The organism is Bacteroidota bacterium, from assembly GCA_038746285.1.
GTDB lineage: Bacteria > Bacteroidota > Rhodothermia > Rhodothermales > JANQRZ01 > JANQRZ01.
Genome location: JBCDKT010000001.1, coordinates 174,209 through 197,463 on the forward strand (window position 1 = coordinate 174,209; position 23,255 = coordinate 197,463).

Genomic DNA, 23,255 nt, shown 5'->3' on the forward strand with positions numbered 1-23,255 from the left:
TAAAAACGACGCCCGGCGTATCAGCCGCCCGCGTCGGCGTCCTGCATCGCGTGGTAGAGCCAGGTCCGGGCGCGCTGCCAGTCGCGCTTGGCCGTCGCCACCGAGCACCCGGCCACCTCGGCGATCTCGTCGTAGGTCAGCCCGCCGAAGAACCGGTACTCGACGAAGCGGGCGAGGCGCTCGTCGTAGCCCGCGAGACTGTCGAGCGCCCGGTCGAGCGTGAGCAGGTCGGCCGCGCGCTCGGCCGTAGCGGTGCCGTCGGCGACCTCGAGGCCGTCGAGGCGGAGGTCGGCCTGCGCGCCGCCGCGCTTCTGGGCGGTGCGCGCGCGGGCATAGTCGACGAGGATGAAGCGCATCGTGCGGGCGGCGAGGGCGAAGAAGTGCGCCCGCCCCTCCCAGCCGGCGCGCTCGCCGTCGACGAGGCGGAGGTAGGCTTCGTGGACGAGCGCGGTCGTGTTGAGCGTGTCGCCGGGGCGGTGCCCGAGCAGGCGGCCGCGGGCGATCTGCCGAAGCTCGCCGTAGACGTGCGGCCAGAGCGCGTCCAGCGCCGCACCGTCACCGGCGCGGGCGTCGAGCAAGAGCTGGGTCGTGTCGGGGGACGGTGGCATAGGGCAGCCCGGCGTGGACGGTCAAGGTATTGAAAAAAGTGCAGTGAGATAAAGGAGTACCTAGCAGCGGTTTCTCGGCGATCAGACAGCCCTGTCCGGCCTTCGGAACAGACCGTCTGGGCCCCACTGCTGGGTCGATGATCCTCGGCGACGGTTTTTAACGATAAGCAGGCACAGACACCCAACCCCTCAAGCCCATGCCCTGCCTTCGCCAGCTTCGCTCGCCCGTCCTGCTGCTCGTTGCCGCACTCTGCTTCACAGCCTGCGACGAGGATGCCCCCACGGTCACCGTCGCCGACGTGGACTTCAACTGTGGACGCCCCGAAGTCACGTTCGCCATCGACCGAGATGATGAGGAGATTACGAACCTTATCGTCAACTGGGGCCGCAACCACATAGCCATGAACCCGCCCAGCCTCTACGCCAGCGACCCCGTCGGCCCGGCGTTCGGTGATAGCGAAGATTGGTCCATTCGTGACACCGGTGGGGCGGACGCAAGCCTTCCAGCAGACGAAGACCTGGACGTGTTTCTTCGCTTCGGCTTTGCCAATGCCCTCCAGAGCATGGAGCAGTTGACGCTGAACCTCCAGGTGCAGTACCGGCGGGCCGGGGAAAGCGTGCAGTCCGTCTTCAGCCAGCGCGTCGCGATACCGTTCGACGCTGCAGCGGACGCAGCGTGCAACGCTGGCGGGAATGACGACGGAGGCGGTGGTGTCGGCGATCCGCCTATCGTGGATACCAACCCGGCGACGTGCCCGGACGACGCGGCTTCCGGCGGCGGCCTCGCTGCGCCGGTCTTGGACCCGCTCATGCTGGACGGCCCGCTGGACGGCGAGACCTGCGCCGGCATCGTGGCCGGTAATGTCGCCATTCCGAACTTCATGTGGCGGCCGGTCGAGGGAGTTGCCGCTACCAGCAAAGCCTACCAGGTAGAGATCCGCCGTGCTGGCCAGCCCTCGTGCCTCGGCGACTGGTCGGCCGAGACGAGCGCCCACTGGTCGGGCAGTAACGAGAGCTGCATCGTCTTCGACTTCAACACGGACTCTGCCTCCCAGTCGCTGCTACAAAGCGGGGCCTACGAGTGGCGCGTGCGGGCAAGCTGCACCCGCGAGGACGGTTCTCTTGCCAGTGGGCCGTTCACGCCGTTCATGGCCTTCGAAACGGCAGGGCGGCCGGAGAAATTGACCCTGCGAACCCCTGCCGACGGGGCCACCATTTCTACGCTGTCCGGCAATACTTCCGCCGTGAGCGTGGCCTTCGAATGGCTCCCCGCGGCCTGCGGCCCGGCCACCTACCGCGTGCGCGTCGTGGAATCGTTCGAGGCCCCGGAGGACAGCACAGAGACCTTCGACTTCCCCAGCACGGCGACCGCAGACGGGCCGGGGCAGCTGGTGACGGTGGACGGTGAGGAGCGGGTTCGCATTACCTCGCTGCCGCTCGAAGTCGGGCGCGACTTCGTGTGGTGGGTCTACGCCGACACCCCGAACGGACGTACCCCGGTGCTGGGCGCACAGGACCTACGGACGTTCTCCATCGAGGACTGAATCCGTCGAGGACTGAGAGACTGTTTGGCAAGACGACTTTCGGGCTGCGAGCGGCTGCGCAGGCACGTCGGCGGCGTCGCCTTGCATCGCCGATGCGGGCGCATCGTCTGCTTCAGGCTCCTGGCCGCCGTCCTGCTCGCTCGCTCTCGCCTTCGGACCTGCTCACCAAACAGTCTCGGAGCCGTGAGAAACGAAGCGGCGGGGCTGAACCGTTGGGAGCCTGAGCCGTTCGGTTCCCCTCGCTCAGCCCCGCCCGCGTTCCCCAGGCACTGCCGCCCCGATGGCCTTTCTCAACCCGCTCGTCCTGCTCGGCCTCGCGGCGGCGGCGATCCCGATCCTCGTCCACCTCTTCAACTTCCGCAAGCCGAAGCGGGTGGACTTCTCCTCGCTGGCGTTCCTGCACGAGCTGCAGAAGAGCACGATGCGGCGCGTCCGCATCAAGCAGTGGCTGCTGCTGGTCCTCCGTACGCTCGCGATTGCCTGCCTCGTCCTCGCCTTCGCGCGCCCGACCGTCCAGAGCGGCTGGGCGACGGTCTTCGGCGGGCAAGTCCAGACCTCGACGGCGCTCGTGCTCGACCACTCGCTCTCGATGACGGTCCGCGACGCGCAGGGCGACCTGCTGACTCAGGCTCAGGAACTGGCCTCCGCTGTCGTCGAGACGAGTGAGACGGGCGACGAGGTGTTCGTCGTCGGGACGGCGGCGACCTCGGCCGAGACGTTCCGCAACGCGGGACCCGCGCTCGACGCGATTGCCGAACTCGAACCCGAGGCCGGAGCGGGCACCGCCGGGAGCGCCCTCGGCCGGGCCTTCGCGCTCCTCGAAGGCGCGACGAACCTGAACCGCGAAGTCCTCGTCGTCTCCGACCTCCAGGCCTCCACGTTCCTCGACTCGGCCCGCGTCCCGGTACCCGAAGGCGTCCGGGTCACGCTCCTGCCGGTCGGCGAGCGGCGGCACGCGAACGTGGCCGTCACCGAGGCCCGCGTCGTGAGCCGGATCGTCGAGGCCGGGCAGCCGGTCGAGGTCGAGGCGACGCTCGTCCACTACGGGGCCGAGCCGCTGGAGGGCTACGCGGCGAGCCTCTACCTCGGCGGCGAGCGCGTGGCGCAGGCCACGGCCGACCTCGCGCCGGGCGTCCCGGCGACGGTCACGTTCACCGCCACCCCGCAGGCCCGCGGCTGGCTCCCGGCCGAGGTCCGCACCGAGGAAGACGCCTTCGCGTGGGACAACACGCGCTACCTCACGCTCCACGTCCCCGAGACCTGCCGCGTGCTCCTCGTTCGGGGCGAGGGGCAGCGGGCCGACCTCGTCGACCTCGCCCTCTCGCTCGGCGGCGAGCAGACGCGCTTCGCCGTGACGACGGTCCCCGAGACCGCGCTCGCCGCCCAGGACCTCGCCACGTTCGACGTGGCCGTGCTCGTCGGGCCGGAGAGCCTGGCGAGCGGGGAGGTGGCGGCGCTCGCGCAGTTCGTGCAGCAGGGCGGCGGGCTGATGGTCTTCCCGAGCGACCGCGCGCGCCCCCCCGACTACGACGCGCTCTTCGCGGCCCTCGGTGGCGGGCGGCTCGGTGCGGTCGTCGGGCAGCTCGGCGGGGCGCAGCCGGTGGCGCAGTTCGGCCGGGTCGACCTGGAGCACCCGCTCTTCGACGGGGTCTTCGACGGGAGCGCCGGGCAAGCCCGGCTGGAGAGCCCGGCTATTGCGCTCGCGCGGCCCTACCGACCCGGCGTCGGGGACGAGAACACGCTGATCGCTCTCTCCACCGGCGCGCCGTTCCTGCAAGAGCTCCGGAGCGGGCAGGGGACCGCGTTCGTGTTCGCCGTCGCCCCGGACCCGCGCTGGAGCGATTTCCCGGTGCGCGGCCTCTTCGTGCCGCTCCTCTACCGGGCCGTCTACACCCTCGCCGCCGCCGCCGACACGGGCAAGGCGCTGACCGTCCGGCAGGCGGGCGCGCTGCGCGTCTCCGGGACGCGTCCCTCGGGCGGCGCCGACGGGCTGCGGCTGGTCGGGCCGGACGGGACCGAGTTCGCGCCCGAGCAGCGGAGCGTCCCCGGCGGCGTCCTCCTGGAGATCGACGACACCGTGCGCGAGCCGGGCGTTTACGAGGTGATGCAGGGCGAGCGCCTCGTCCGCCGCGTCGCCTTCAACCCCGACGCCCGCGAGTCCGACCTCACCCCGCTTGCCCCCGACGAGGCCCGCCGCCGCCTGATCGCCGCGACCGGGGCCGACGTCCAACTCCTCGATGCGTCGGGCGGGCAGGGCCTCGCCGCCGCCGAGCGCATCGCCGAGGAGCGAACCGGCGTCGAACTCTGGAACGTCTTCCTGACGGCGGCGCTGCTGTTTCTCCTCGCCGAGATGCTGGTTGCGATGCAGTGGCGCCCTGAGCCGGTCGCAGCGTGAGGGGTTCGGACGCGCTGCGCGAGGCTCTGTCTTCGGGCGTGGAGGAATGGAAGGAGTGGAGGGAGAGGGGAACGCTCCGTTTCGTCGCCCCGTAGTTTCCGGGCATATCGCCTCGAGAGACTATGTCTTCTACCCTTGCTCCTCCTCATCCGCTGCTCGACGTGTTTCGCCGAGCCGAGCCGCTCTCGGGCGACGAACTGGCCCGCATGCCGGACCTCGGACGGTGCGAACTGGTCGAGGGCCGCCTGCTGCTTATGAGTCCCACAAGTTGGTTTCACGGTCGCTACGTCGTGCGTATCACCGCTGCGCTCGAAGACTTCGTCGCCGACCGCGATCTCGGCGAGGTGTATTCCGGCGAGGTCGGGATTTACACCGGACGCGACCCAGACACGGTGCGCGGTGCGGACGTGCTTTTCATCTCGCACGCGCGCCTTGCACGCGTCACAAGCCGCAGCTTCCTCGATGTGACTCCAGAAGTAGTGGTCGAGGCGATCTCGCCGGGAAACACAGCGGACGAGATGGAGACCAAGACGCGGGAGTACCTCGGCGCAGGCGCCGAGCAGGTGTGGATCATTGAGCCGGAGCGGAAGCGGGTGCGTGTCGAGCGGGCGGAGGGCGCGCCGCTCGTACTCGGACCGGGCGACGTGCTGCGCGGCGAGGGGCTACTCGACCGGTTCACGCTCGACCTCGACGTGCTCTTCCGGGCGTGATTCGTCGGGCACTCCCAGGCACTGCGTGCCTCCTGTAAAGAAACTATCAGGCCCGCAACCCACAGCGCTCCCACACATACAAACCGGCCTTACAACGGGCGTATCCTTTTCCCCAACCAAGCCGCCTACTTTTGTCCTTCGCCGCGCCTCCCCAGACTGACCGCCCCCGCGAGAACGCCGTCATCGTCGGCGTCCTCACCCCCGACACGACCCGGGCCAACCTCGACGACGCGCTCGACGAACTCGAGCAGCTCGCCGACACTGCCGGGGCCACCGTCACCGACCGCGTGACGCAGGCGCTCCCACAGATTCACGGGGCGACGTTCATTGGCAAGGGCAAAGTGGAGGAGCTCAAGAAGCTCGTCGAGAGGCGCAAGACGGACCTCGTGGTCTTCGACGACGACCTCTCGCCGGTCCAGCTTCGCAACCTGGAAAAAGCGCTCGGCTGCAAGCTCGTCGACCGCTCCGGGCTGATCCTCGACATCTTCGCCCGCCGCGCCAAGACAGCCACGGCCAAGACGCAGGTCGAGCTCGCCCAGCTCGACTACCTCAAAACGCGGCTCACGCGGCAGTGGACGCACCTCTCGCGCCAGAAGGGTGGCATCGGGATGCGCGGGCCGGGCGAGACGCAGATCGAGACCGACCGCCGCCTGATCGGTCGCCGCATGGCGGTGCTCTCCGACCAACTCGACCGGATCGACAAGCAGCGGCGCACGCAGCGCAAGGGGCGCGGCGACCAAACCCGCGTCGCGCTCGTCGGCTACACGAACGCCGGCAAGAGCACGCTGATGAACGCGCTCTCCGACGCCACCGTCTTCGCCGAGGACCGCCTCTTCGCCACGCTCGACGCGACGACGCGGCAGGTCTACCTCGACTCCAACAAGTCGGTCCTCCTCTCGGACACCGTCGGGTTCATCCGCAAGCTGCCGCACAAGCTCATCGAGAGCTTCAAGAGCACACTCGACGAGACGCGCGAGTCCGACGTGCTCCTCCACGTCGTCGACGCGAGCCACCCGAACTTCGAGGAGCACATCCGCGTGGTCAACACCACGCTGAAGGAGCTCGGCGCGCGCGAGAAGCCGACGCTGATGGTCTTCAACAAGATGGACGTGCTGGAGGAGCGCGGCATGATCCAGGCGCTCCGCGCCGAGCACGAGCACGCGGTGTTCGTCTCCGCCCTGCGCGGCATTGGCCTGGACAGCCTGAAGGAAGCCCTGCTCGGGGTGATCGAATCGGACTACGTCGAGCGGACGGCGCTCCTCCCGGTGACCGAGCCCAAGAGCCGGGCCCACATCCACCGCGTCGCCGAAGTCCTCGAAGAAGACACCGTGCTGGCGCAGGAGTACGACGACGCGCCGCAGCCGGCCCTGCGCCTCCGCTTCCGCACCTCGAAGAAAAACGCGCCCGAGCTCGACCGGATGCTCGCCCGATTCGAGCAGTTCACCCTCGCCCCGGGCGGCGACGGTGCCCTCGGCAGCGGCGCGATGCTCACCGAGTGACGCGGCCCCGAGTGACGCGGACGACCGTTCCGGCGGCCCTCTCCGCAAAGACGTACCCTTGTTCTTTAGCAGTGTGACGCCTCGCGCCGTGACCTTTCGTCTCATGCGGGCCACGGTTCGAGTCTTTATTCCGGCAGCCCGGCAGAAACGCCACCGCGACGCCCTCGGGCGCATCGTAGACTCGCGCAGGCTGTGCGTCACGCGCTGCACCCGCCCATGCCCGCAGATGGCATAGGGTTTGCACTCCCAGGAAACGGTGCTCCGGCACCGTGCTCTCTGCCGCTATGACCGTTCAACAACTCATCAGCCCCGATATCGAGCCGCTCGCGCCGACGGACACCGCCGGGCACGCGATCTACCGGCTGGCGGAACTCGACGTGGAGCACCTGCCCGTCGTGAGCGGCGAGGGGCAGCTGCTGGCGCTCGTCTCGGAGAACGAGATGCTGGAGACGGGCGACCTCGGGACGGAACTGGGCGCACTCGTCGGACTCGGCGTGCTGAGCGTGACGCCGGAGGTCCATCTATTCGAGGCGGCGAGCTTGCTCTCGGTGCACCACCTCAGCGTGCTGCCTGTAGCGGAGGAAGACGGCGAATACGCCGGAGCCGTGCGCCGCCGCGTCCTGTTCGAGGAACTCGCCGGCATGCTCTCGACCGGCACGCCGGGCACGATCCTGATCCTCGAAGTGTCGCTCCGGGACTACTCGCTGAGCGTCCTCAGCCGCCTCATCGAGCAGAGCGACGCCAAAGTGCTCTCGCTCGCTACCCAGGGCGAAGGGGCGCTCGAAGGCGGCCTGATCCGGGTCACGATCAAGCTCAACGTGACCGACACGGCGCGCGTCCGCCACGTCCTGGAACACCACGGCTACCGCGTGGCGGCCGTCTTCAACGAGCAGGACGGCGACGACGAACTGTCGCTCCGGGCGCAGGAGTTCATGCGCTACCTGGAGGTGTGACCGTGCCTCCTATCCGTTTTCCGTAGGGGCTTGATTAATCAAGCCCCTACGTTGTTTACACCATGTCTGATCTCCCCGACAACAGGCAGCTTCACGCGCTCGTGCTGGTCTCGACGCTCCGCACGGCGGCTGAGGTGCAGCGCGCGCTCGCCGAGCGCCGCGCCGGGCGCGACCCGTCGGAGCAGGAGGCGGCGCAGCCCGTGCGGGCCTACCTGCGCACCGCCGTGCCGGAGCTACGCGGCCTCGTGGCGCGCCTGCGCGTCAGCCTCGTCGTGGCGCGCGAGGAGCAGGCCGCGCTCGTGCAGGCGTTCGAGGACCGGCTGACACTGAGCCGGCTCGCCCGCGAACTGCACATCGTCCACCAGCGCCTGCTGAGCCTCTACCCGGCTGTGCCCGACGCGCTCGTCGAGGCGGCGCGGCTGCGGCAGCAGGAGGCCGAGCGCCTCGCTGTCGCCTCAGGAGACGGGTTCGAGGCCCTGCTGATCCTGTGGCTAGACCGCACAGCGGACTTCTTCGAAGGACTGGAAAAGGCGCTCGCCGAAGCGAACTAATCCCCGGGTGCAGCGTGCCATAGGAGGTTCCGAAAATCGCTATATTCTGCACGCAGGCCGCGATTTTCCTACTCCCTACCGCACTCTCCGACTCGCATGGCAGACGAGACCCTAAACCTCCACGGCAACGACGAGTCCGTCCGCGTGCCCGTCCCGCCGAGCGGCCGGTACGAGGCCGACAACATCCAGGTCTTGGAGGGCCTCGAAGCCGTCCGCAAGCGCCCCGCGATGTACATCGGCGACGTCGGCGTGCGTGGCCTCCACCACCTGGTCTACGAGGTCGTCGACAACTCCATCGACGAGGCGCTCGCGGGCTACTGCGACCGCGTCGAGGTCCAAATCCACGAGGACAACTCGGTTTCGGTGTGGGACAACGGGCGCGGCATCCCGGTCGGGATGCACAAGAAGGAGAACCGCCCGGCGGTCGAGGTGGTGATGACCGTGCTGCACGCGGGCGGCAAGTTCGACAAGGACACCTACAAGGTCTCCGGCGGGCTCCACGGCGTCGGCGTGAGCTGCGTCAACGCGCTCTCGAACAAGCTGACGGTCACGATCCGCCGCGAGGGGCACGTCTGGCAGCAGACCTACGAGCGCGGCGTGCCGGTCACCGGGCTCCAGAAGCTCCGCCCGATGGAGGACGCCGAGGAGACGGGCACCCACGTCCACTTCTGGCCCGACGACTCGATCTTCCTCGCCACCGAGTACCGCTTCGAGACGCTCTCGGACCGGATGCGCGAGCTGGCCTACCTCAACCGCGGCCTCCAGATCACGATCGAGGACCGGCGCGAGGAGGACGACGAACTCCGCGCCGAGACCTACCACTCCGAGGGCGGCCTGACCGAGTTCGTCGCCTACCTCGACGAAGCCCGCGAGGCGATCCTCGAACACACGATCTCCATCGAGGGTGACAACGGCGAGGTGCCGATCGAGCTGGCGATGCGCTACAACGCGAGCTACACCGAGAACGTCCTCTCGTTCGTCAACAACATCAACACGCACGAGGGCGGGACGCACATCTCGGGCTTCCGCAGGGCGCTCACGCGGACGCTCAAGACCTACGCCGAGAAGGGCGGCCTCCTCAAAAACGTCAAGGTGGACCTCTCGGGCGACGACTTTCGCGAGGGCCTGACGGCCGTCCTGTCGGTCAAGGTCGCCGAGCCGCAGTTCGAGGGGCAGACCAAGACCAAGCTCGGCAACTCCGAGGTCCAGGGCGCGGTCGAGAGCCTCGTCGGCGAGAAACTGGCCGAGTGGCTGGACGACCACCCGAACGACGCCAAGCGGATCATCCAGAAGGTGACGCTCTCGGCGCAGGCCCGGGCCGCGGCGCGCAAGGCCCGCGAGCTCGTGCAGCGCAAGAACGCCTTCGGCGGGGCCGGGCTGCCGGGCAAGCTCGCCGACTGCGCCTCCAAAGACCCCGCCGAGAGCGAAGTCTTTCTCGTCGAGGGCGACTCCGCCGGCGGCTCGGCCAAGCAGGCCCGCGACCGGCACTTCCAGGCCATCCTCCCGCTGCGCGGCAAGATCCTCAACGTCGAGAAGGCGCGGCTCGACAAGATCCTCGACAACGAGGAGATCAAGAACATCGTCACCGCGCTCGGGACCGGCCTGGCGACGGGCGTCGAGGCCGAGGAGTTCAGCACGGACAACCTGCGCTACCACAAGATCGTGCTGATGACCGACGCCGACGTGGACGGCGCGCACATCCGCACGCTCCTGCTGACGCTCGTCTACCGCTACCTCCGGCCGCTGATCGAGCAGGGCTACGTCTACATCGCGCAGCCGCCGCTCTACCGGGCCAAGAAGGGCAAGGAGGAGCACTACTGCTGGACCGACGCCGAGCTGGAGCAGATCGTCGAGCAGTTCGGCGGGAGCCGGGGCGTCGCCGTGCAGCGCTACAAGGGCCTCGGCGAGATGAACCCCGAGCAGCTATGGGAGACGACGATGGACCCGGCCACGCGCGTCCTGCAGATCGTGACGGTCGAGGACGCCGCCGCCGCCGACCGCGTCTTCTCGACGCTCATGGGCGACGCCGTCGAGCCGCGGCGGAAGTTCATCGAGCGCAACGCCCGCTACGCGACGATTGACACATGAGGATGGAGAAGAGAGGATAGACGATGGCTCACCCTACGCTATCATTCGACGAGCCAGTGGAGTGGCAGGACCTCATCGACCACCCGGCGCTGGAAGACGTACCGTTCAAGATCGAGCTAGATGAGCGGGGCTGCATCGTGCTGGCGAGTCCGTTCAGTGTTCAGCGCGGTCGGATGAAAGCTCGCCTAGCCCGAGCGCTCGACGCGGCGTGCGGAGACGTGGTGACCTTCGACGCAGCAGTACCGATGGGTCGAGGAGTCTGTGTGGCGGACGTGGCGTGGACGGAACCGTCGTTTTTCTCCGAGCACGAGGACGGCATCTTGTTCCCGACCGCGCCCCCGATCTGCGCTGAGATCAAGTCACCCTCGAACACGGAGGCGGAGATGGAGGAGAAGGTGACGCTCTACCTCGCCAAAGGCGCGACCGAGGTGTGGATCTGCGACCTCGAAGGGCGCGTCACGTTCTTCGGGCACGAGGGTGAGCGCGGGCGGTCCACCCTCGCCCCGGACTTCCCGAGCCAGATCTAGGCAGGGAGCGATGCTGCGCGTCCTCTGCCTGCTGTTGCTCTGCGCACCGGTGGCGGCGCAGCCGTTCGAGACAATCGAGGTGGGGCTGAGCGGCGTGGGGACCGTCGCCGACGCGCCGTTCACGGACTTCTGGGACCCCGGCCCCGGAATCGAGGTGTGGGCCGCGACGCCGTTCTACCTCGGCGACTTCCGGCTCGGGCTGGCGGCGGCGTGGCACACGGCGAGCGGTGCGGCGGCAGACCCTGCGGTGCCGGACTTCGTCTCGTTCTACACCTCCGCCGGGTGGAGTGTCGGAATCGGACTCCCCGGCGGGGTGCAGCTTGCGCCGGGCGTGCGCGTCGGCCTCTTCAACATGCGCTTCGACACCGACGACCCGGCGGCCGTCCGCAGCGAGGCCGAACTGACGGCCGGCTTCGACCTCCGCGCGAGCGTGCCCATTGCCTCGGGGTGGCGGCTGACGGCAGGCGGCTCGGCGGTGCGGATGTTTACGGCCGAGCGGATCGACCTCGGGTTTGTGCAGGTCGGCGTGAGCCGGGCGTTTCGCACGCCGGAGTGGCTGCGGGAGGCGCTGCGATGACGCTGGCCGTGCTCGCCCTCGTGGCCTCGCTCAGCGCGGCCGACACGACGCAGCGCGCCCTGCCCGACCCGGGGCGGCAGGTCGTCACGCGGGCCGAGATCGAGGCGGCCGGGCTCTACCGGCTGCCGGACCTCTTCCGGCTCATCGACGGCATGCGGACAGCGACCGTGGACGGGTTCACCTGGCGCACCAGCTTTGGCGGCGCGGAGCCGTTCGGAGCCGAGACCTGGACGCTGCTCGTCGACGGTGAGCGGATCGAGATGGGCCTGTTCGGCGAGCAGAACCTGTCGCTCGTGCCGGTGGCCGTCACGCAGGTCGACTCGGTCGAGGTGTGGACGCAGCCGCGCCTCGTGGCGGGCACGCTCGCGCACGGCGGCGTCCTCCACATCCACACCACCCGGACCGAGCGGGGCGGCGCAGCGCGAGGCGGCGTCGCCATCGGCAACGAGATCGGCGACCCCGGCCCGTTCCGCTACGTGCCGGAGCTGGCGAGCCGGAACGTGGACAAGTTCGGGGCCGACTATGAGGCGCGCGCGGGCTACGGCGCGCCGCTGTGGCGGGCGCAGGCGCGGTTCAAGCTCCTCCGGTTCTACGCCACCGACTTTGCCGCCTTCGACCGCAACCTCGACGCGCTCGGCGCGAACCCGGCGCTCCGGCTCTTGGCCCCAGCGCTCCGGGTGGAAGCCGACGCGCTCGGCGGGACGCACGCCCTCAGCCTCCTCGGCGGCGGGGCCAACGACCTGTGGTTCTTCCAGCCGCTCGGGCGCGAGATCCCGGTGCGGCGGCTGTGGGGGCAGGCCGGGCTCCACGGGCGCGTCCCCATCGCGGCGCGGACCACGCTCGGCTACCGGCTCGCCCTCGCCGAGGACCGCCTCGACGCGTGGGACGGCGCGGCGCTCGGCCTCGACCCGAACTGGCAGCGGCGGACGCTCCGCGCCGGACTCGACGGGCAGCGGCGGTTCGGGGGCTACACGGCGACGCTCGGCGGCGAGGTCCGGCGCGTGACCTCGGACGCGGTGGAGGGCTTCACGCTCGGGACGGTCACCGGGCAGGTCGTGCGCACGGTGGCAGGTCAGCGGCAGCATCTCGACGCAGCGCTGGCGGTGGCAGGCGGCGAGGTCGGGGCGAGCGCCGTGCTCGGGACGCGGCACGCGGTCGGGCAGTGGACGCTCGGCGCGGCGGCGGCCCTCACGCAGCGGCTCCCCGAGGAGCAGCCCCGGTTCAGCTTCTGGCAGGTGCGCGGGTTCGACGCGTTCGACGCGACCGTCGACGTGCGGCAGCCGGCTGGGCTGGAGAGAACAACGGAGCTATCGCTGCACCTCGACGCGATCGCTCGCCCGGTACCATCCCTTACGCTAGAGACGCACGCTGTGGTGCGGAGCGTCCACGGCCTCACGGTCGAGGCCCAACCGACGGCCCCTGACCCGGACGCGTTCGACAGCCCTCGGCTGCTTCTAGTCGCACCGGACGAGACCGGTCTGACTGCGGGCGGGCGCGTCGCCGTGCGCTGGGAGCGTAGTGGGCGGCGGGTCCGCCTGCACTGGGACGGGCAGGGGCCGGTGGGCGGCGATGCGTTCTTTCAGCGTGCGTGGGAGGCCGTGCCCGCGCACCGGTTCGGGGCAGACGCTGCACTCACCGTGGAGAGCTTCACGGTCGCCGGGGCCCTGATCCATCGCACCTCGGCGCGCTGGCCCGCCTATGCGCCGCCGTTCGTCAACGCAGGCAGCGGGCTGTACGACGCCACCGTGCCAGCGGCGTGGCTCCTCGACGCCTCGCTCGAGAAGTGGCTCTGGCAGCGGCGGCTCCGCGGGAGCCTACTCTTCCGCAACCTCCTCAACCAGGAGGAGCGCTACCACCCCGTCGGCGCGGCCCTCGACCTGCGGTTCTACCTCCGACTCGAAGTAAATCTCTAGCTCCGACCCTCCACCCCGAATCGCCCCCACGAACGCGGTGGTCCGTAGCTTCGACTCCCGACCCGCGACATCCTGACTCCCGACCCTCCATGTCCGATTCGCTCCGCGTTGGCGTCCTCACGGGCGGCGGCGACTGCCCCGGCCTCAACGCCGTCATCCGCGCCGTCACCAAGAGCCTCATCCTCCGCGACGGGGCTACGGTCATCGGCTTCGAGGACGGTTTCGAGGGGCTGATCGAGCGCCGCGCTCGGACGCTCTCCTACCGCGACGTCTCGGGCCTGCTCACCGTCGGCGGCACGATCCTCGGCACCTCCAACAAGGCCAACCCCTTCGAATACTTCGGGCGCGACGGAGCCGACGTGTCGGACGAGGTGCTGGACTACGTCCGCGAGATCAAGCTCGACGCCCTCGTCGCGATTGGCGGGGACGGGACGATGTCGATCTGCCACGGCCTCCAGGAGAAAGGGCTGAACGTCGTCGGCGTCCCGAAGACGATCGACAACGACCTTGTCGGGACCGACCGGACGTTCGGGTTCGACACCGCCGTCGCAATTGCGACCGAGGCCCTCGACCGGCTGCACTCGACGGCCCAGAGCCACCACCGGGTGATGGTCCTGGAGACGATGGGCCGCTACGCCGGGTGGATCGCGCTCTACGCCGGCCTCGCCAGCGGTGCCGACGTGGTGCTGATCCCCGAGTTCGAGTACGACGTGGACGAGGTGGCCCGCGTCTGCCGGCGGCGCGAGCAGGGCGGGCAGCGCTTCACGATCATCGCCATGGCCGAGGGCGCGAAGCCCGTCGGCGGCGAGATGGCGGTGCTGAAGCTCGTCGAGGGCAGCCCCGACCCGGTCCGCCTCGGCGGGGCCTGCCAGGTCCTCGGGCGCGCCCTCGAACACCACCTCGACAGCGAGATCCGCACGACGATCCTCGGCCACGTCCAGCGCGGCGGCACGCCCACGGCCTACGACCGCATCCTCTCGACCGCCTTCGGCGAGGCCGCCGCCCGCTGCATCGCCGACCAGAGCTACGGCGTGATGGTGGCGCTCCAGAACGGCACGATGGCCCGGGTCCCGCTCGCCGAGGTCGCACATAAGGTGCGGACCGTGCCCCAGAGCCACGACATGGTCCAGGCTGCGCTGGCCGTCGGGACCTCGTTCGGTGTGGCGATGTAGGAGCAGACGAGCGGAAGATGGGAAGCGATTTGATGTTCACCGCCGCCCCCATCCTCCGCTCCTCCTCTCTTTCGCTCCTCCTCTCCTGAACGATGCACGTCTTCCTCACCGGGGCCACCGGCTACGTCGGCTCCTACGTCCTCCGCGCGCTCCTCGACCGAGGGCACACCGTCCGCTGCCTCGTCCGCGACGGCGGACTCGACAAGCTCGACATCGACCCGGAGCAGGTGGCCGAAGTGGACTCGTCCCAGGAGTCGGTCGTCGAGGACATCGAGCGGGGCGACGACGCGGGTGCCGAGCGCTCCGGCCGGCGGGTCGAGGTCGTCTACGGCGACATCACCGACCTCTCGTCGATCCAGGGCGACATGAACGACTGCGACGCCGTCATCCACCTCGTCGGGATCATCGAGGAGGTCAGGCCGAAGGGCGTCACGTTCGAGCGCATCCACGTCAAGGGCACGCGGACGGTGGTCGAGGAGGCGAAGGCGGCGGGGATCACGCGCTTTATCCACATGAGCGCGAACGGGGCGGCTGCGGACGCCGACAGCGAGTACCAGACGACGAAGTGGCGGGCCGAGGAGATCGTCCGCGCCGCCGGCTTCGAGGTCTACCTCATCTTCCGGCCGTCGATCCTCTTCGGCGACCCCGAGCCGGGACCGGCTCGGCCTGGCCGCGAGGAGTTCGCCGGCCGCCTCGCGGACAGCCTCATCCGCCCGTTCCCTGTCCTCCCGATCCTCGGCGACGGGCAGTACAGGCTGCAGCCCGTCCACGTCGCCGCCGTCGCCGGTGCCTTCGTGCAGGCGCTCGACCGCGAGCCGCCGACGGACGCGAAGGCCTACCTCGAACAGGACGCCTACTGCGTCGCCGGCCCCGAGGCGCTCACGTTCGACGAGACCGTGGACCGGATCACACGCGCGATGGGCCTCGACCCCAAGCCGAAGCTCCACCAGCCGCTCTGGCTCTCGAAGTTCGTCGTCGGCACCGTCGGCGAGGTCGGGCTGCTGCCGATCTCGCCGGCGCAGTTCAAGATGCTCGTCGCCGGCAACACCTGCGACGCGTCGCGCTTCTGGGCCGACTTCGACGCCGAGCCGGTCCCGTTCACGCCCGAGCACCTCGCCTACATCCGGGACACAGACGGTCGATGACGGGAGGAAAACCGGCGCGCCGTATTTTGCTCGTCCCTCACCGGCCTCACCGAACAGCATGAGCGAGTTTCTCCTAGGCGTCGCGGACCGCCTCCGCGCCGAGTTCGATCCCGAAGTCATCGGGGCATCGCTCGCCTCGTTCCTGGCGAACCTGCTGGTGGGGGTGCTGCTTTTCGCAGCGTTCTACCTGCTGTGGCGGCTGCTCAGCCGGGTGCTGCGGCTGGCGCTGGGCCGCTCGCGCGTCGACGCGACCTCGGCGAGCTTTCTGGAGACCGCCTTCAAGTTCGCGCTCCTCACCTTCGGGGCCGTGCAGGCGCTCGCCGCTGTGGGGATCGACACGGCCGCGGTCATCGCGAGTCTCGGGATCGCGGGCCTGACCATCGGCTTCGCTGCCCGCGACGCACTCTCGAACCTGATCTCGGGCCTGCTCATCTTCTGGGATCGCCCCTTCGTGATCGGCGACCTCGTCGAGGTCGAGGACAGCTACGGGCGGGTCGACAAGATCACGCTCCGCTCGACGCGCGTCGTGACCGTCGACGGCCGAATGTTGGCCGTCCCGAACTCGGTCATCATCAACACGACCGTCGCCTCGTACACCAACTTCCCGCACCTCCGGCTGGACGTGGCCGTGACGGTCGGCGTCGCCGAGAGCCTCGACCGCGTGCGCGGCCTGCTGCTAGGCCTCGTCACCGGCGACCCGGCGTTTCTGGCCGAGCCGCCGCCGCGTGTGGTGGTGACCGCGCTGAACGACTACAACGTTGAAGTCGAATTGCAGGCGTGGATCAAGGATGAGCGCTCCCACAAAGCGGAGCGCTTCCGGCTGCGCGAGCGGGTCTACGTCGCGCTCACCGAAGCGGGCGTCGACATGCCGTTCGAGACGGTGCAACTCGCTCCCCTCGCCGGTAGCCCGCCGTTCCGGGTGGAGGGCGACGGCACCGGGGCGGGCGCGCCGTGAGCGGGATCGGGCTGGCGCTTGGCGGGGGCGGCGTGAAGGGCCTCGCCCACGTCGGGGCGCTCTCGGCACTCGCGGCACATGGCGTACCGGTCGGGCGCGTCGCTGGGACCTCGATCGGCGCGCTCGTCGGGGCGTTCTACGCCTCCGGCAAGACGCCGGACGAGATGCTGCGGCTGCTGTCGTCGGTCCGGCTGACCTCGCTGTTCGCGCTTCGGCTCGACGGCCGCGCGCTCGTCGGGGTCGATCCGATGCGGAAGTTTCTGCGCACCCAGCTCGGCCAAGCCCAGATCGAGACACTGGCTGTGCCGCTCACTGTCGTCTGCACCGACCTCGAAACGGGCGAGCGGGTATGCCTCGGCGAGGGGGACCTCGTCGACGCCGTGATGGCCTCGACCGCCGTGCCGGGCGTGTTTGCTCCGGTCCGCATCGGCGGCCGACTCCTGGTCGACGGCGGGCTGTCCTCCAACCTGCCGGTGCAGGCGCTGCGCGAGCGCGGGTGCTCGGCCGTGGTGGCTGTCCGCTTGTTTCATCTGCGCCACACCGCACCGTCGGCTCTGGCCAGTCGCACTCGGCTCTCGCTCTGGGTCCAGCGCTTCGCCGATCTGTTTCAGGACGAAGACGAGGATCTTCCGCGCGCGCTCGAAACGGCGGCTCGGGGTGTGGACATCCTCATGGCCGGGCTGGAGGCGGCCACGCTCGTCGCCCACCCGCCCGACGTGCTCATCGCCCCGGACCTCTCGGACGTTGGCCTGCTCGAACTGGGTGAAGACCGCGGTGCCCTCTTCGAGCGAGGCCACGCTGCCACCGAAGCACAAGCCGAGCGTCTCCGCGCCCTGGCCGACTAGCGGTGCGTCCCTGCGCCGTCCACGCCCGAAAACTTCGCCTACATCCGGGACGCGGAGGACCGATGACAGAAGAGAGGGCGGCGCGCTGCGCCCGGCCCGCTCGTATGTTTCGTCTCGCCTCCCGACCCATGTACCGTCTCGCCGCACTCGCCCTGCCCCTCGTGCTCATCGCCTGCGACGGGGGCGCGGAGGAGGACGAACCGCTCACCGCCGATGGGACGTGGGCAGGCGAGGTCAGCATGAGCTTCAGCGCCCAGCACACCGCCGCCGACACCGCGCTTGTCTACGATATCGACGCCGTCCAGGCCTACGTCCTCACCCTGGCGGAGCGCGGGACCGAAGGGGCCTACGGCGGCACGCTCACGCTCACCGACGACGGCTTCGTGACCCGGACCGAGACGCTCCCCGACGGCAGCGACGGCACCGAGACCGAGGGGGTCGTCAACCACACCGAGACGTACGAGGTGCGCGGTACCTTCCGGGACGGCACGCTCGACCTCGCCCTGCTGCGCGCGCCCTCGGACGACGTGCTCGACCCGCCCTTCGCGTCGGGGGCCTTCCGCCTCCAGGACGCCTCGCTGACCGCTACCCTCCTCGTCGGGCCGATGGGCTACCCGGCCGCCGTCCGGGCGCCCAGCACGATCACGCTCACGCGCCCGGACCCCGACGAAGACTCCTGACCGTAAACGACCGCCATGCGCACCGCTGCCCTGCTTCTGCTTCCCGTCCTCCTCGCCGCCTGCCGCCCCGTCGAGGGCACGCAGGAGCCGCCCGAGTCCGTCCAGGAGTCGCCAGCGGAGGCGGCCGTCGTGCCGGACGACGTGGTCGGGACGTACCGGCTCGTGGCGGTCAACGAGGAGGCGCTGCCCGGCGGCGTGGGGGCCGTGGACGAGTGCGAGGTCCAGCTCTCGCGCGGGACGATCACGCTCCGCGCCGACGCCCGCTACGAACTCGACGTCCTCGCCCGCGCCGTCTGCGACCCCGACGAGCCGGAGGACGCGCAGATGGTGGACCGCGCCACGAGCGAGGGGCCGTTCACCGTCGAGGGCTCGGACATCCGCTTCAACTCTGCCGTCACCGAGATCATCGAGGACGAGGAGAACGAAATGGGCGAGGACGAGATGCTGGACGACGAGGAGCCGGAGGAGCCCGACCTCTTCGACGCCTCGCTCTTCGCCGGCACCGGCTCGGTCAGCACCTCCACGCTCACGATCCTCGTGGACGGCCTCACGACGCTCACCTTCGAGCGCGAATAGGCGCGGAAGGGCCAAGGATTCGGAGGAGCGGAAGAGTTTAGGGAGTGCCGCCACGCTATCTTCCCCGCTCCCGCTTGTCCTCACCTCCGCTCCTATCCCTTCATGCAAGACCTCCTCGCCGAAGCCGCCGCCGACACCGCCCGGACGGGCAAGAAGTACGTCGCCATTGCGGGCAACATCGGGGCGGGCAAAAGCTCGCTCACGCGCATCCTCTCGGACTACTTCAAGTGGGAGGCGTTCTACGAGCGCGTCGACGGCAACCCCTACCTCGCGGACTTCTACGAGGACATGCGGCGCTGGAGCTTCAACCTCCAGGTCTACTTCCTCTCCAGCCGCTTCGACCACCAGAAGCGGATCGAGGAGGCCCCGCACTCGGTCGTGCAGGACCGCTCGATCTACGAGGACGTCGAGATCTTCGCCAAGAACCTCCACGAGATGGGGCTGATGGACAGCCGCGACTACGAGAACTACCAGGACCTCTTCGCGCTGATGACGAGCTACCTCCGCCCGCCGGACCTGCTGGTCTACCTCCGCGCGAGTGTCCCGACGCTCGTCCGCCAGATCCAGAACCGGGGCCGCGACTTCGAGGCCGGCATCCGCATCGACTACCTGGAGCGCCTCAACGTGCTCTACGAGGACTGGGTCGAGCGCTACGACCTCGGCCCCAAGCTGATCGTCGAGACCGACACGCTCGACTTCGTCAACGCCGACGAGGACCGGTTCGAGATCCTGAGCCGCGTCGAGAGCCGGCTCTACGGGCTCTTCCCGGAGATGGCGGGGTGAGCGGGAAAGAGTGGAAGCGAGGAAGCAGGGAATCAGGGAAGAAGGCCCGGCTCCTGCGACGGTGCCTGTTCGGCCGGATGCTCTTCCGCTCTTTCGCTCTTTCGCTCTTCCTCGCCCTTCCTGCCGCGCAAGCCCAGCTCGCCGACTCGCTCGCGCTCCCGGCCGATTCGCTCCTCGCCGACCCGCTCGCTGTGCCGGTGGACACCCTCGACGTGCCGGCGGACTCACTGGCGGCGGACTCGCTCGCGGCGCGGCGGCCGGCGCTGCCGGTCGTTTCGTTTTCGTCAGACGCGGCTGGGCGCGTGGTCAGCGGCATCCCGACGCGGCGGCCGGTCTTCGGCGCGGCTCACCTGCTGGCCGAGGCCCCAGGCGCGTTCCTCCACGACCTCGGCGTGCCCGCTGCGGCCGGGGGGGTGTCGTTCGGCGGCCTCGGCCCTCGGCGCACGGCGCTGACGCTCGGCGGGGTTCCGGTCTCGAACCTGCTCTCGGGACGCCCCGCCTTCGAGCTGCTGCCACTCGACGTGCTCGCCCCGCTCCGCCTCGGGCCGGACGGGACGGAGCCGGTGGGCGTCGCGGCCGACCTCCGGGCGTTCGCGGCGGCGGTGCCGGTGACCGAACTGCGCTACCGCACCGGGCCCGACGGCATCCAGTTTATCTCGGCCACGCACGCCCAGACGCGGCGTCCGGACTTCGCCCGCGCGCTCGGCGGCGACCGGGCGCGGCTCCAGGCCCTCTTCCACGTCAGCGGCCGGACGGCCGACGGCGAGTTCGCAGGCGTCGGCGTGAGCGGGTGGCAGGTGATCGGGCGGGTCGGCCTCGCGCTGCCCGCGTTCTCCGTCGAGGTCACCGAGCGCCACGGGCGCGACCGGGCCGGGGCCTCGGACGGCGTCGCGCCGACCGGCGTCTTCGAGACCGTCTTCGACCGGGCGAACCCGCTCAACCCGAACGCCGAGCGCGAGACGATCCGCAACGACCTTGCCGCCACGCTCCGGCTGCCGGTCCTCCCGGCTCCCCTCACGGCGACCGCGTTCTGGACCGCCGAGACGTTCCGGTACTTTGGCTCCAACGTGCCCACCGGGGCCGACACAGTCGGGGCGCGCGCTGACCGGGTCGGGCTGCGGCTCGTGCAGCCGCTTCGGATCGGGGTGCACCGGCTGCGGGCCGTCGCCGAGGGGTGGGTGACACGGACGAGGCGCGGCACCGCGTTCCCGGGCGCCGACCGCGCTCGCACGCTCCACCTCGCGGTCCACGACTCGCTCGCGCTCGCGGGCTTCGACCTCGGCCTCGAGGCGGGGTTCACTTCGGCGGCGGCGGCCTCGTTTCCCGTCGTCGGTGTCCGTGCCGATCAAGCGCTTGGGCCAGTGCAGGCGTTCGTGTCGGCGCGCCTCGCCGGGGCCACGCCCAGCCGGGTCGAGCGCGAGGGCTTCGGCGGGCTCGCGCAGCCGCTCGGCCCTGCCCGCACCGAGCGGTCGCTCACGCTCGCGGCCGGGTTCGATGCCGAGCTGGGGCCGTTCGATCTCGGGCTGTCCGGCACCCTCGTGCAGCAGACCGATCCCCGCGTGCTGCTCGTCGAGGACGGGGACCTCGCCGCCGCCTTCACGACGGTCGACGGTGCGTTCCGACGGGCGACGGGCACGGTGCGCCTCGCGTGGCGCGACCGGGCGTCGCGCGGCCTCTACCTCCGCCTGCGGGCAAACGCCCACGCCCTGCTCAACGCCGCCGACTCGCCGGTCCACGAGCGGGCCGCTGAGGCGGTGCCGCCGGTCTGGGGCGAGGCCCGCCTCGGCGCGCGCGCCCTGAACCTCTTCGACGGCAACCTCGACATCGACATCGCCGCACGCGGGCGTGGGTGGTCGGCGTTCCGAGGCCGGAGCTTTCACGCGCCGACCGCGCTCTACGCGCTCCGCCCCCTCAATGCCCGGCCGGTCGATGCCTCCGGCACGCTCGACCTCGTGACCGAGGCCGCGATCGGCAGCGGACGGGCGACGGTCTTCATCGCCTACGAGAACCTGCTCGCGAGCCGCGCCTACGCCGGGGCCTACGTGGTCCCGGTCTACCCGCTCCCCAACCCGCGCCTTCGCTTCGGCGTCTTCTGGCTGCTGCCGAACTGAAGGGCGATGGCACCTTCGGCGCGGAGTGGGAGAAGGTTTGGCGTGGAGGGCGGGGAGGGAGAGAGTACATGGAGAGGATGGAGAGTGAGGGATGGGGTGCGGACCGCCATCCTCCATCTTCCATTCTCCCACTCCTCCCGCTCCGCCGTAGCTTTCGGCCATGCACACCGACGCCCCCGATCTCTCCCTCGTCATCCCGCTCCTCGACGAAGCGGAGTCGCTCCCCGAACTCGCCGAGCGCATCCGCGCGGCCGTCGAGCCGACGGGCTACAGCTTCGAAGTCTGGCTGATCGACGACGGTTCGACCGACGGTTCGTGGGAGGTCGTCCGGGGCCTGCACCGCGAAGACCCCCGGTTCGCCGGGGTCCGGTTCCGGCGCAACTACGGCAAGAGCGCGGCGCTCGCCATCGGGTTCGAGCGGGCGCGCGGCCGGTTCGTCGCCACGCTCGACGCCGACCTCCAGGACGACCCGGCCGAACTCCCCGAGATGCTCGCCCGCCTCGAAGCCGGGGCGGACCTCGTCAGCGGCTGGAAGCAGAAGCGCCACGACCCGCTCTCGAAGACGATCCCAAGCCGCTTCTTCAACGGCGTCACCCGCCTCGTCTCCGGGATCAAGCTGCACGACTTCAACTCCGGCATCAAGGCCTACCGCGCCGAGGTCGTGAAGAACGTCCGCGTCTACGGCGAGCTGCACCGCTACATCCCGCTGCTCGCCAAGTGGGAGGGCTACACCCGCATCGAGGAGCAGGCCGTCGAGCACCACCCGCGCCGGCACGGGCAGACCAAGTTCGGGATCGAGCGCTTCATCCGCGGCTTCCTCGACCTCCTGACCGTCGTCTTCGTGACGCGGTTCGGGCGGCGGCCGATGCACTTCTTCGGCGGCCTCGGGACCCTCTCGTTCCTCGGGGGCTTTGCGATCTCGCTTTACCTCTCGGTGGGCTGGGTCATGGGAACCCCCATCGAGGACCGGCCGCTGTTCCACCTCGGGATTATGCTCGTCATCGTCGGCGTGCAGCTCTTCCTGGCGGGCTTTCTCGGCGAGATGATCGTCCGCCCGCAGATGGAGCGCACCGACGACGTGCACCTCCGCGAAACGCTCGCGCCGGCCGGCCACAGCGAAGCGAGGCCCCCGGCGCGTTCGCACCGAGGGCCTCGCTAGCCTGCGTCCTGCTGCTCGTTACACGATGAGCAGCAGATCGGCTATGCCTACTTGACCAGCGTCATGCGGCCGGTCTCCACCTGCGTACCCGTCACCAGGCGGTAGATGTACACACCGCTCGGCAACGACGCCGCGTCAAACTCCACGCTGTGCTGACCCGCTTCCAGCACGTCGTTGGCCAGCGTGGCGACCTCGCGGCCTCGCACGTCGTACACCACGAGCTCCACCCGGGCGCTCGCCTCGAGCTCAAACCCGATCTCCGTACGGTCCGCGAACGGGTTCGGGAAGGCTCCCAGCGCGCTCGTGCGGGCGGCTGCCTCAAGCGCCGGCCACTGCTGCGCGTCGACCAGTGTCCACTCGGTCGATCCGCCAGCGACCGCGCGGCTGGCCGGGATGATCACCGTCACCTCGTCCGTCGCAACCGCGGTGCCCGTGTTCGGGCCGGCGCTGATGGCGACCGTGTA

Annotated in this window: 21 protein-coding genes; 19 read left to right on the forward strand and 2 right to left on the reverse strand. The window is 70.0% G+C overall.

The genetic code is table 11. The features are described from left to right. Positions 1-20 precede the first annotated feature (20 nt). On the reverse strand, positions 21-608 hold the full coding sequence (locus tag AAGI91_00700; protein MEM1041124.1) for a sigma-70 family RNA polymerase sigma factor: 588 nt from the start codon (positions 606-608) through the stop codon (positions 21-23). 197 nt (positions 609-805) lie between these two features. On the opposite strand from AAGI91_00700, the gene AAGI91_00705 reads away from it, so the two are divergent. From AAGI91_00705 to AAGI91_00795, 19 genes are all read left to right on the forward strand, one after another. After that, the gene (locus AAGI91_00705) at positions 806-2,152 is read left to right on the forward strand and encodes a hypothetical protein (GenBank protein ID MEM1041125.1); all 1,347 of its coding nucleotides are present in this window, start codon (positions 806-808) and stop codon (positions 2,150-2,152) included. A gap of 280 nt (positions 2,153-2,432) precedes the next feature. Then, complete coding sequence (locus AAGI91_00710) at positions 2,433-4,547, forward strand: BatA and WFA domain-containing protein (protein ID MEM1041126.1); 2,115 nt, start codon at positions 2,433-2,435, stop codon at positions 4,545-4,547. A 122-nt stretch (positions 4,548-4,669) separates the two neighbouring features. Next, on the forward strand, positions 4,670-5,257 hold the full coding sequence (locus AAGI91_00715) for a Uma2 family endonuclease (GenBank protein MEM1041127.1): 588 nt from the start codon (positions 4,670-4,672) through the stop codon (positions 5,255-5,257). Between the two features lie 131 nt (positions 5,258-5,388). After that, a complete protein-coding gene (gene hflX / locus AAGI91_00720; GenBank protein ID MEM1041128.1) occupies positions 5,389-6,756 on the forward strand; it encodes a GTPase HflX in 1,368 nt (455 codons plus the stop codon). Between the two features lie 284 nt (positions 6,757-7,040). Next, positions 7,041-7,709 (forward strand): CBS domain-containing protein, encoded by a 669-nt coding sequence (locus AAGI91_00725; GenBank protein ID MEM1041129.1) that lies wholly within the window; start codon positions 7,041-7,043, stop codon positions 7,707-7,709. 62 nt (positions 7,710-7,771) lie between these two features. Further along, positions 7,772-8,260: a hypothetical protein gene (locus AAGI91_00730; protein MEM1041130.1), complete on the forward strand. Its 489-nt coding sequence runs from the start codon at positions 7,772-7,774 to the stop codon at positions 8,258-8,260. 96 nt (positions 8,261-8,356) lie between these two features. Then, positions 8,357-10,348 carry a DNA topoisomerase (ATP-hydrolyzing) subunit B gene (gene gyrB / locus AAGI91_00735; protein MEM1041131.1) on the forward strand — a complete coding sequence of 664 codons (1,992 nt, stop codon included), beginning with the start codon at positions 8,357-8,359 and terminating at the stop codon, positions 10,346-10,348. 23 nt (positions 10,349-10,371) lie between these two features. Beyond that, positions 10,372-10,875, forward strand: coding sequence for a Uma2 family endonuclease (locus AAGI91_00740; GenBank protein MEM1041132.1), 504 nt, complete (start codon positions 10,372-10,374; stop codon positions 10,873-10,875). A 10-nt stretch (positions 10,876-10,885) separates the two neighbouring features. Next, the gene (locus AAGI91_00745) at positions 10,886-11,452 is read left to right on the forward strand and encodes a hypothetical protein (GenBank protein ID MEM1041133.1); all 567 of its coding nucleotides are present in this window, start codon (positions 10,886-10,888) and stop codon (positions 11,450-11,452) included. Continuing rightward, entirely contained in the window at positions 11,428-13,365 is a 1,938-nt protein-coding gene (locus tag AAGI91_00750; protein ID MEM1041134.1) for a hypothetical protein, read from the forward strand. Before AAGI91_00745 ends, AAGI91_00750 begins: the two co-directional genes overlap by 25 nt. Before the next feature lie 89 nt (positions 13,366-13,454). After that, the gene (locus AAGI91_00755) at positions 13,455-14,537 is read left to right on the forward strand and encodes an ATP-dependent 6-phosphofructokinase (GenBank protein MEM1041135.1); all 1,083 of its coding nucleotides are present in this window, start codon (positions 13,455-13,457) and stop codon (positions 14,535-14,537) included. A gap of 92 nt (positions 14,538-14,629) precedes the next feature. Further along, entirely contained in the window at positions 14,630-15,682 is a 1,053-nt protein-coding gene (locus AAGI91_00760; GenBank protein ID MEM1041136.1) for an NAD-dependent epimerase/dehydratase family protein, read from the forward strand. Positions 15,683-15,740: 58 nt separating this feature from the next. Beyond that, complete coding sequence (locus tag AAGI91_00765; GenBank protein MEM1041137.1) at positions 15,741-16,637, forward strand: mechanosensitive ion channel family protein; 897 nt, start codon at positions 15,741-15,743, stop codon at positions 16,635-16,637. Then, entirely contained in the window at positions 16,634-17,482 is an 849-nt protein-coding gene (locus AAGI91_00770) for a patatin-like phospholipase family protein (protein ID MEM1041138.1), read from the forward strand. The genes AAGI91_00765 and AAGI91_00770 overlap by 4 nt, the downstream gene beginning before the upstream one ends. A 128-nt stretch (positions 17,483-17,610) precedes the next feature. Continuing rightward, entirely contained in the window at positions 17,611-18,162 is a 552-nt protein-coding gene (locus tag AAGI91_00775; protein ID MEM1041139.1) for a hypothetical protein, read from the forward strand. Positions 18,163-18,177: 15 nt separating this feature from the next. Continuing rightward, complete coding sequence (locus tag AAGI91_00780) at positions 18,178-18,738, forward strand: hypothetical protein (protein MEM1041140.1); 561 nt, start codon at positions 18,178-18,180, stop codon at positions 18,736-18,738. Positions 18,739-18,840: 102 nt separating this feature from the next. Then, entirely contained in the window at positions 18,841-19,521 is a 681-nt protein-coding gene (locus tag AAGI91_00785; protein ID MEM1041141.1) for a deoxynucleoside kinase, read from the forward strand. A 77-nt stretch (positions 19,522-19,598) separates the two neighbouring features. Further along, entirely contained in the window at positions 19,599-21,632 is a 2,034-nt protein-coding gene (locus tag AAGI91_00790; protein ID MEM1041142.1) for a hypothetical protein, read from the forward strand. Positions 21,633-21,792: 160 nt separating this feature from the next. After that, complete coding sequence (locus AAGI91_00795) at positions 21,793-22,791, forward strand: glycosyltransferase family 2 protein (protein MEM1041143.1); 999 nt, start codon at positions 21,793-21,795, stop codon at positions 22,789-22,791. 47 nt (positions 22,792-22,838) lie between these two features. On the opposite strand, the gene AAGI91_00800 is transcribed toward AAGI91_00795, so the two are convergent. Then, positions 22,839-23,255 (reverse strand): T9SS type A sorting domain-containing protein (locus tag AAGI91_00800; protein MEM1041144.1); only part of this gene is annotated, 417 nt, incomplete at its 5' end.

Excerpts from the sequence above, each read along its gene's own strand:
- AAGI91_00700 (MEM1041124.1), bottom strand. The coding sequence starts at position 608 with ATGCCACCGTCCCCCGACACGACCCAGCTCTTGCTCGACGCCCGCGCC.
- AAGI91_00795 (MEM1041143.1), top strand. The coding sequence starts at position 21,793 with ATGCACACCGACGCCCCCGATCTCTCCCTCGTCATCCCGCTCCTCGAC.
- AAGI91_00705 (MEM1041125.1), top strand. The coding sequence starts at position 806 with ATGCCCTGCCTTCGCCAGCTTCGCTCGCCCGTCCTGCTGCTCGTTGCC.
- AAGI91_00730 (MEM1041130.1), top strand. The coding sequence starts at position 7,772 with ATGTCTGATCTCCCCGACAACAGGCAGCTTCACGCGCTCGTGCTGGTC.
- AAGI91_00775 (MEM1041139.1), top strand. The coding sequence starts at position 17,611 with ATGTACCGTCTCGCCGCACTCGCCCTGCCCCTCGTGCTCATCGCCTGC.
- gyrB (MEM1041131.1), top strand. The coding sequence starts at position 8,357 with ATGGCAGACGAGACCCTAAACCTCCACGGCAACGACGAGTCCGTCCGC.
- AAGI91_00745 (MEM1041133.1), top strand. The coding sequence starts at position 10,886 with ATGCTGCGCGTCCTCTGCCTGCTGTTGCTCTGCGCACCGGTGGCGGCG.
- AAGI91_00740 (MEM1041132.1), top strand. The coding sequence starts at position 10,372 with ATGGCTCACCCTACGCTATCATTCGACGAGCCAGTGGAGTGGCAGGAC.
- AAGI91_00785 (MEM1041141.1), top strand. The coding sequence starts at position 18,841 with ATGCAAGACCTCCTCGCCGAAGCCGCCGCCGACACCGCCCGGACGGGC.
- AAGI91_00710 (MEM1041126.1), top strand. The coding sequence starts at position 2,433 with ATGGCCTTTCTCAACCCGCTCGTCCTGCTCGGCCTCGCGGCGGCGGCG.
- AAGI91_00725 (MEM1041129.1), top strand. The coding sequence starts at position 7,041 with ATGACCGTTCAACAACTCATCAGCCCCGATATCGAGCCGCTCGCGCCG.
- AAGI91_00755 (MEM1041135.1), top strand. The coding sequence starts at position 13,455 with ATGTCCGATTCGCTCCGCGTTGGCGTCCTCACGGGCGGCGGCGACTGC.
- AAGI91_00790 (MEM1041142.1), top strand. The coding sequence starts at position 19,599 with ATGCTCTTCCGCTCTTTCGCTCTTTCGCTCTTCCTCGCCCTTCCTGCC.
- AAGI91_00760 (MEM1041136.1), top strand. The coding sequence starts at position 14,630 with ATGCACGTCTTCCTCACCGGGGCCACCGGCTACGTCGGCTCCTACGTC.
- AAGI91_00715 (MEM1041127.1), top strand. The coding sequence starts at position 4,670 with ATGTCTTCTACCCTTGCTCCTCCTCATCCGCTGCTCGACGTGTTTCGC.
- AAGI91_00765 (MEM1041137.1), top strand. The coding sequence starts at position 15,741 with ATGAGCGAGTTTCTCCTAGGCGTCGCGGACCGCCTCCGCGCCGAGTTC.
- AAGI91_00780 (MEM1041140.1), top strand. The coding sequence starts at position 18,178 with ATGCGCACCGCTGCCCTGCTTCTGCTTCCCGTCCTCCTCGCCGCCTGC.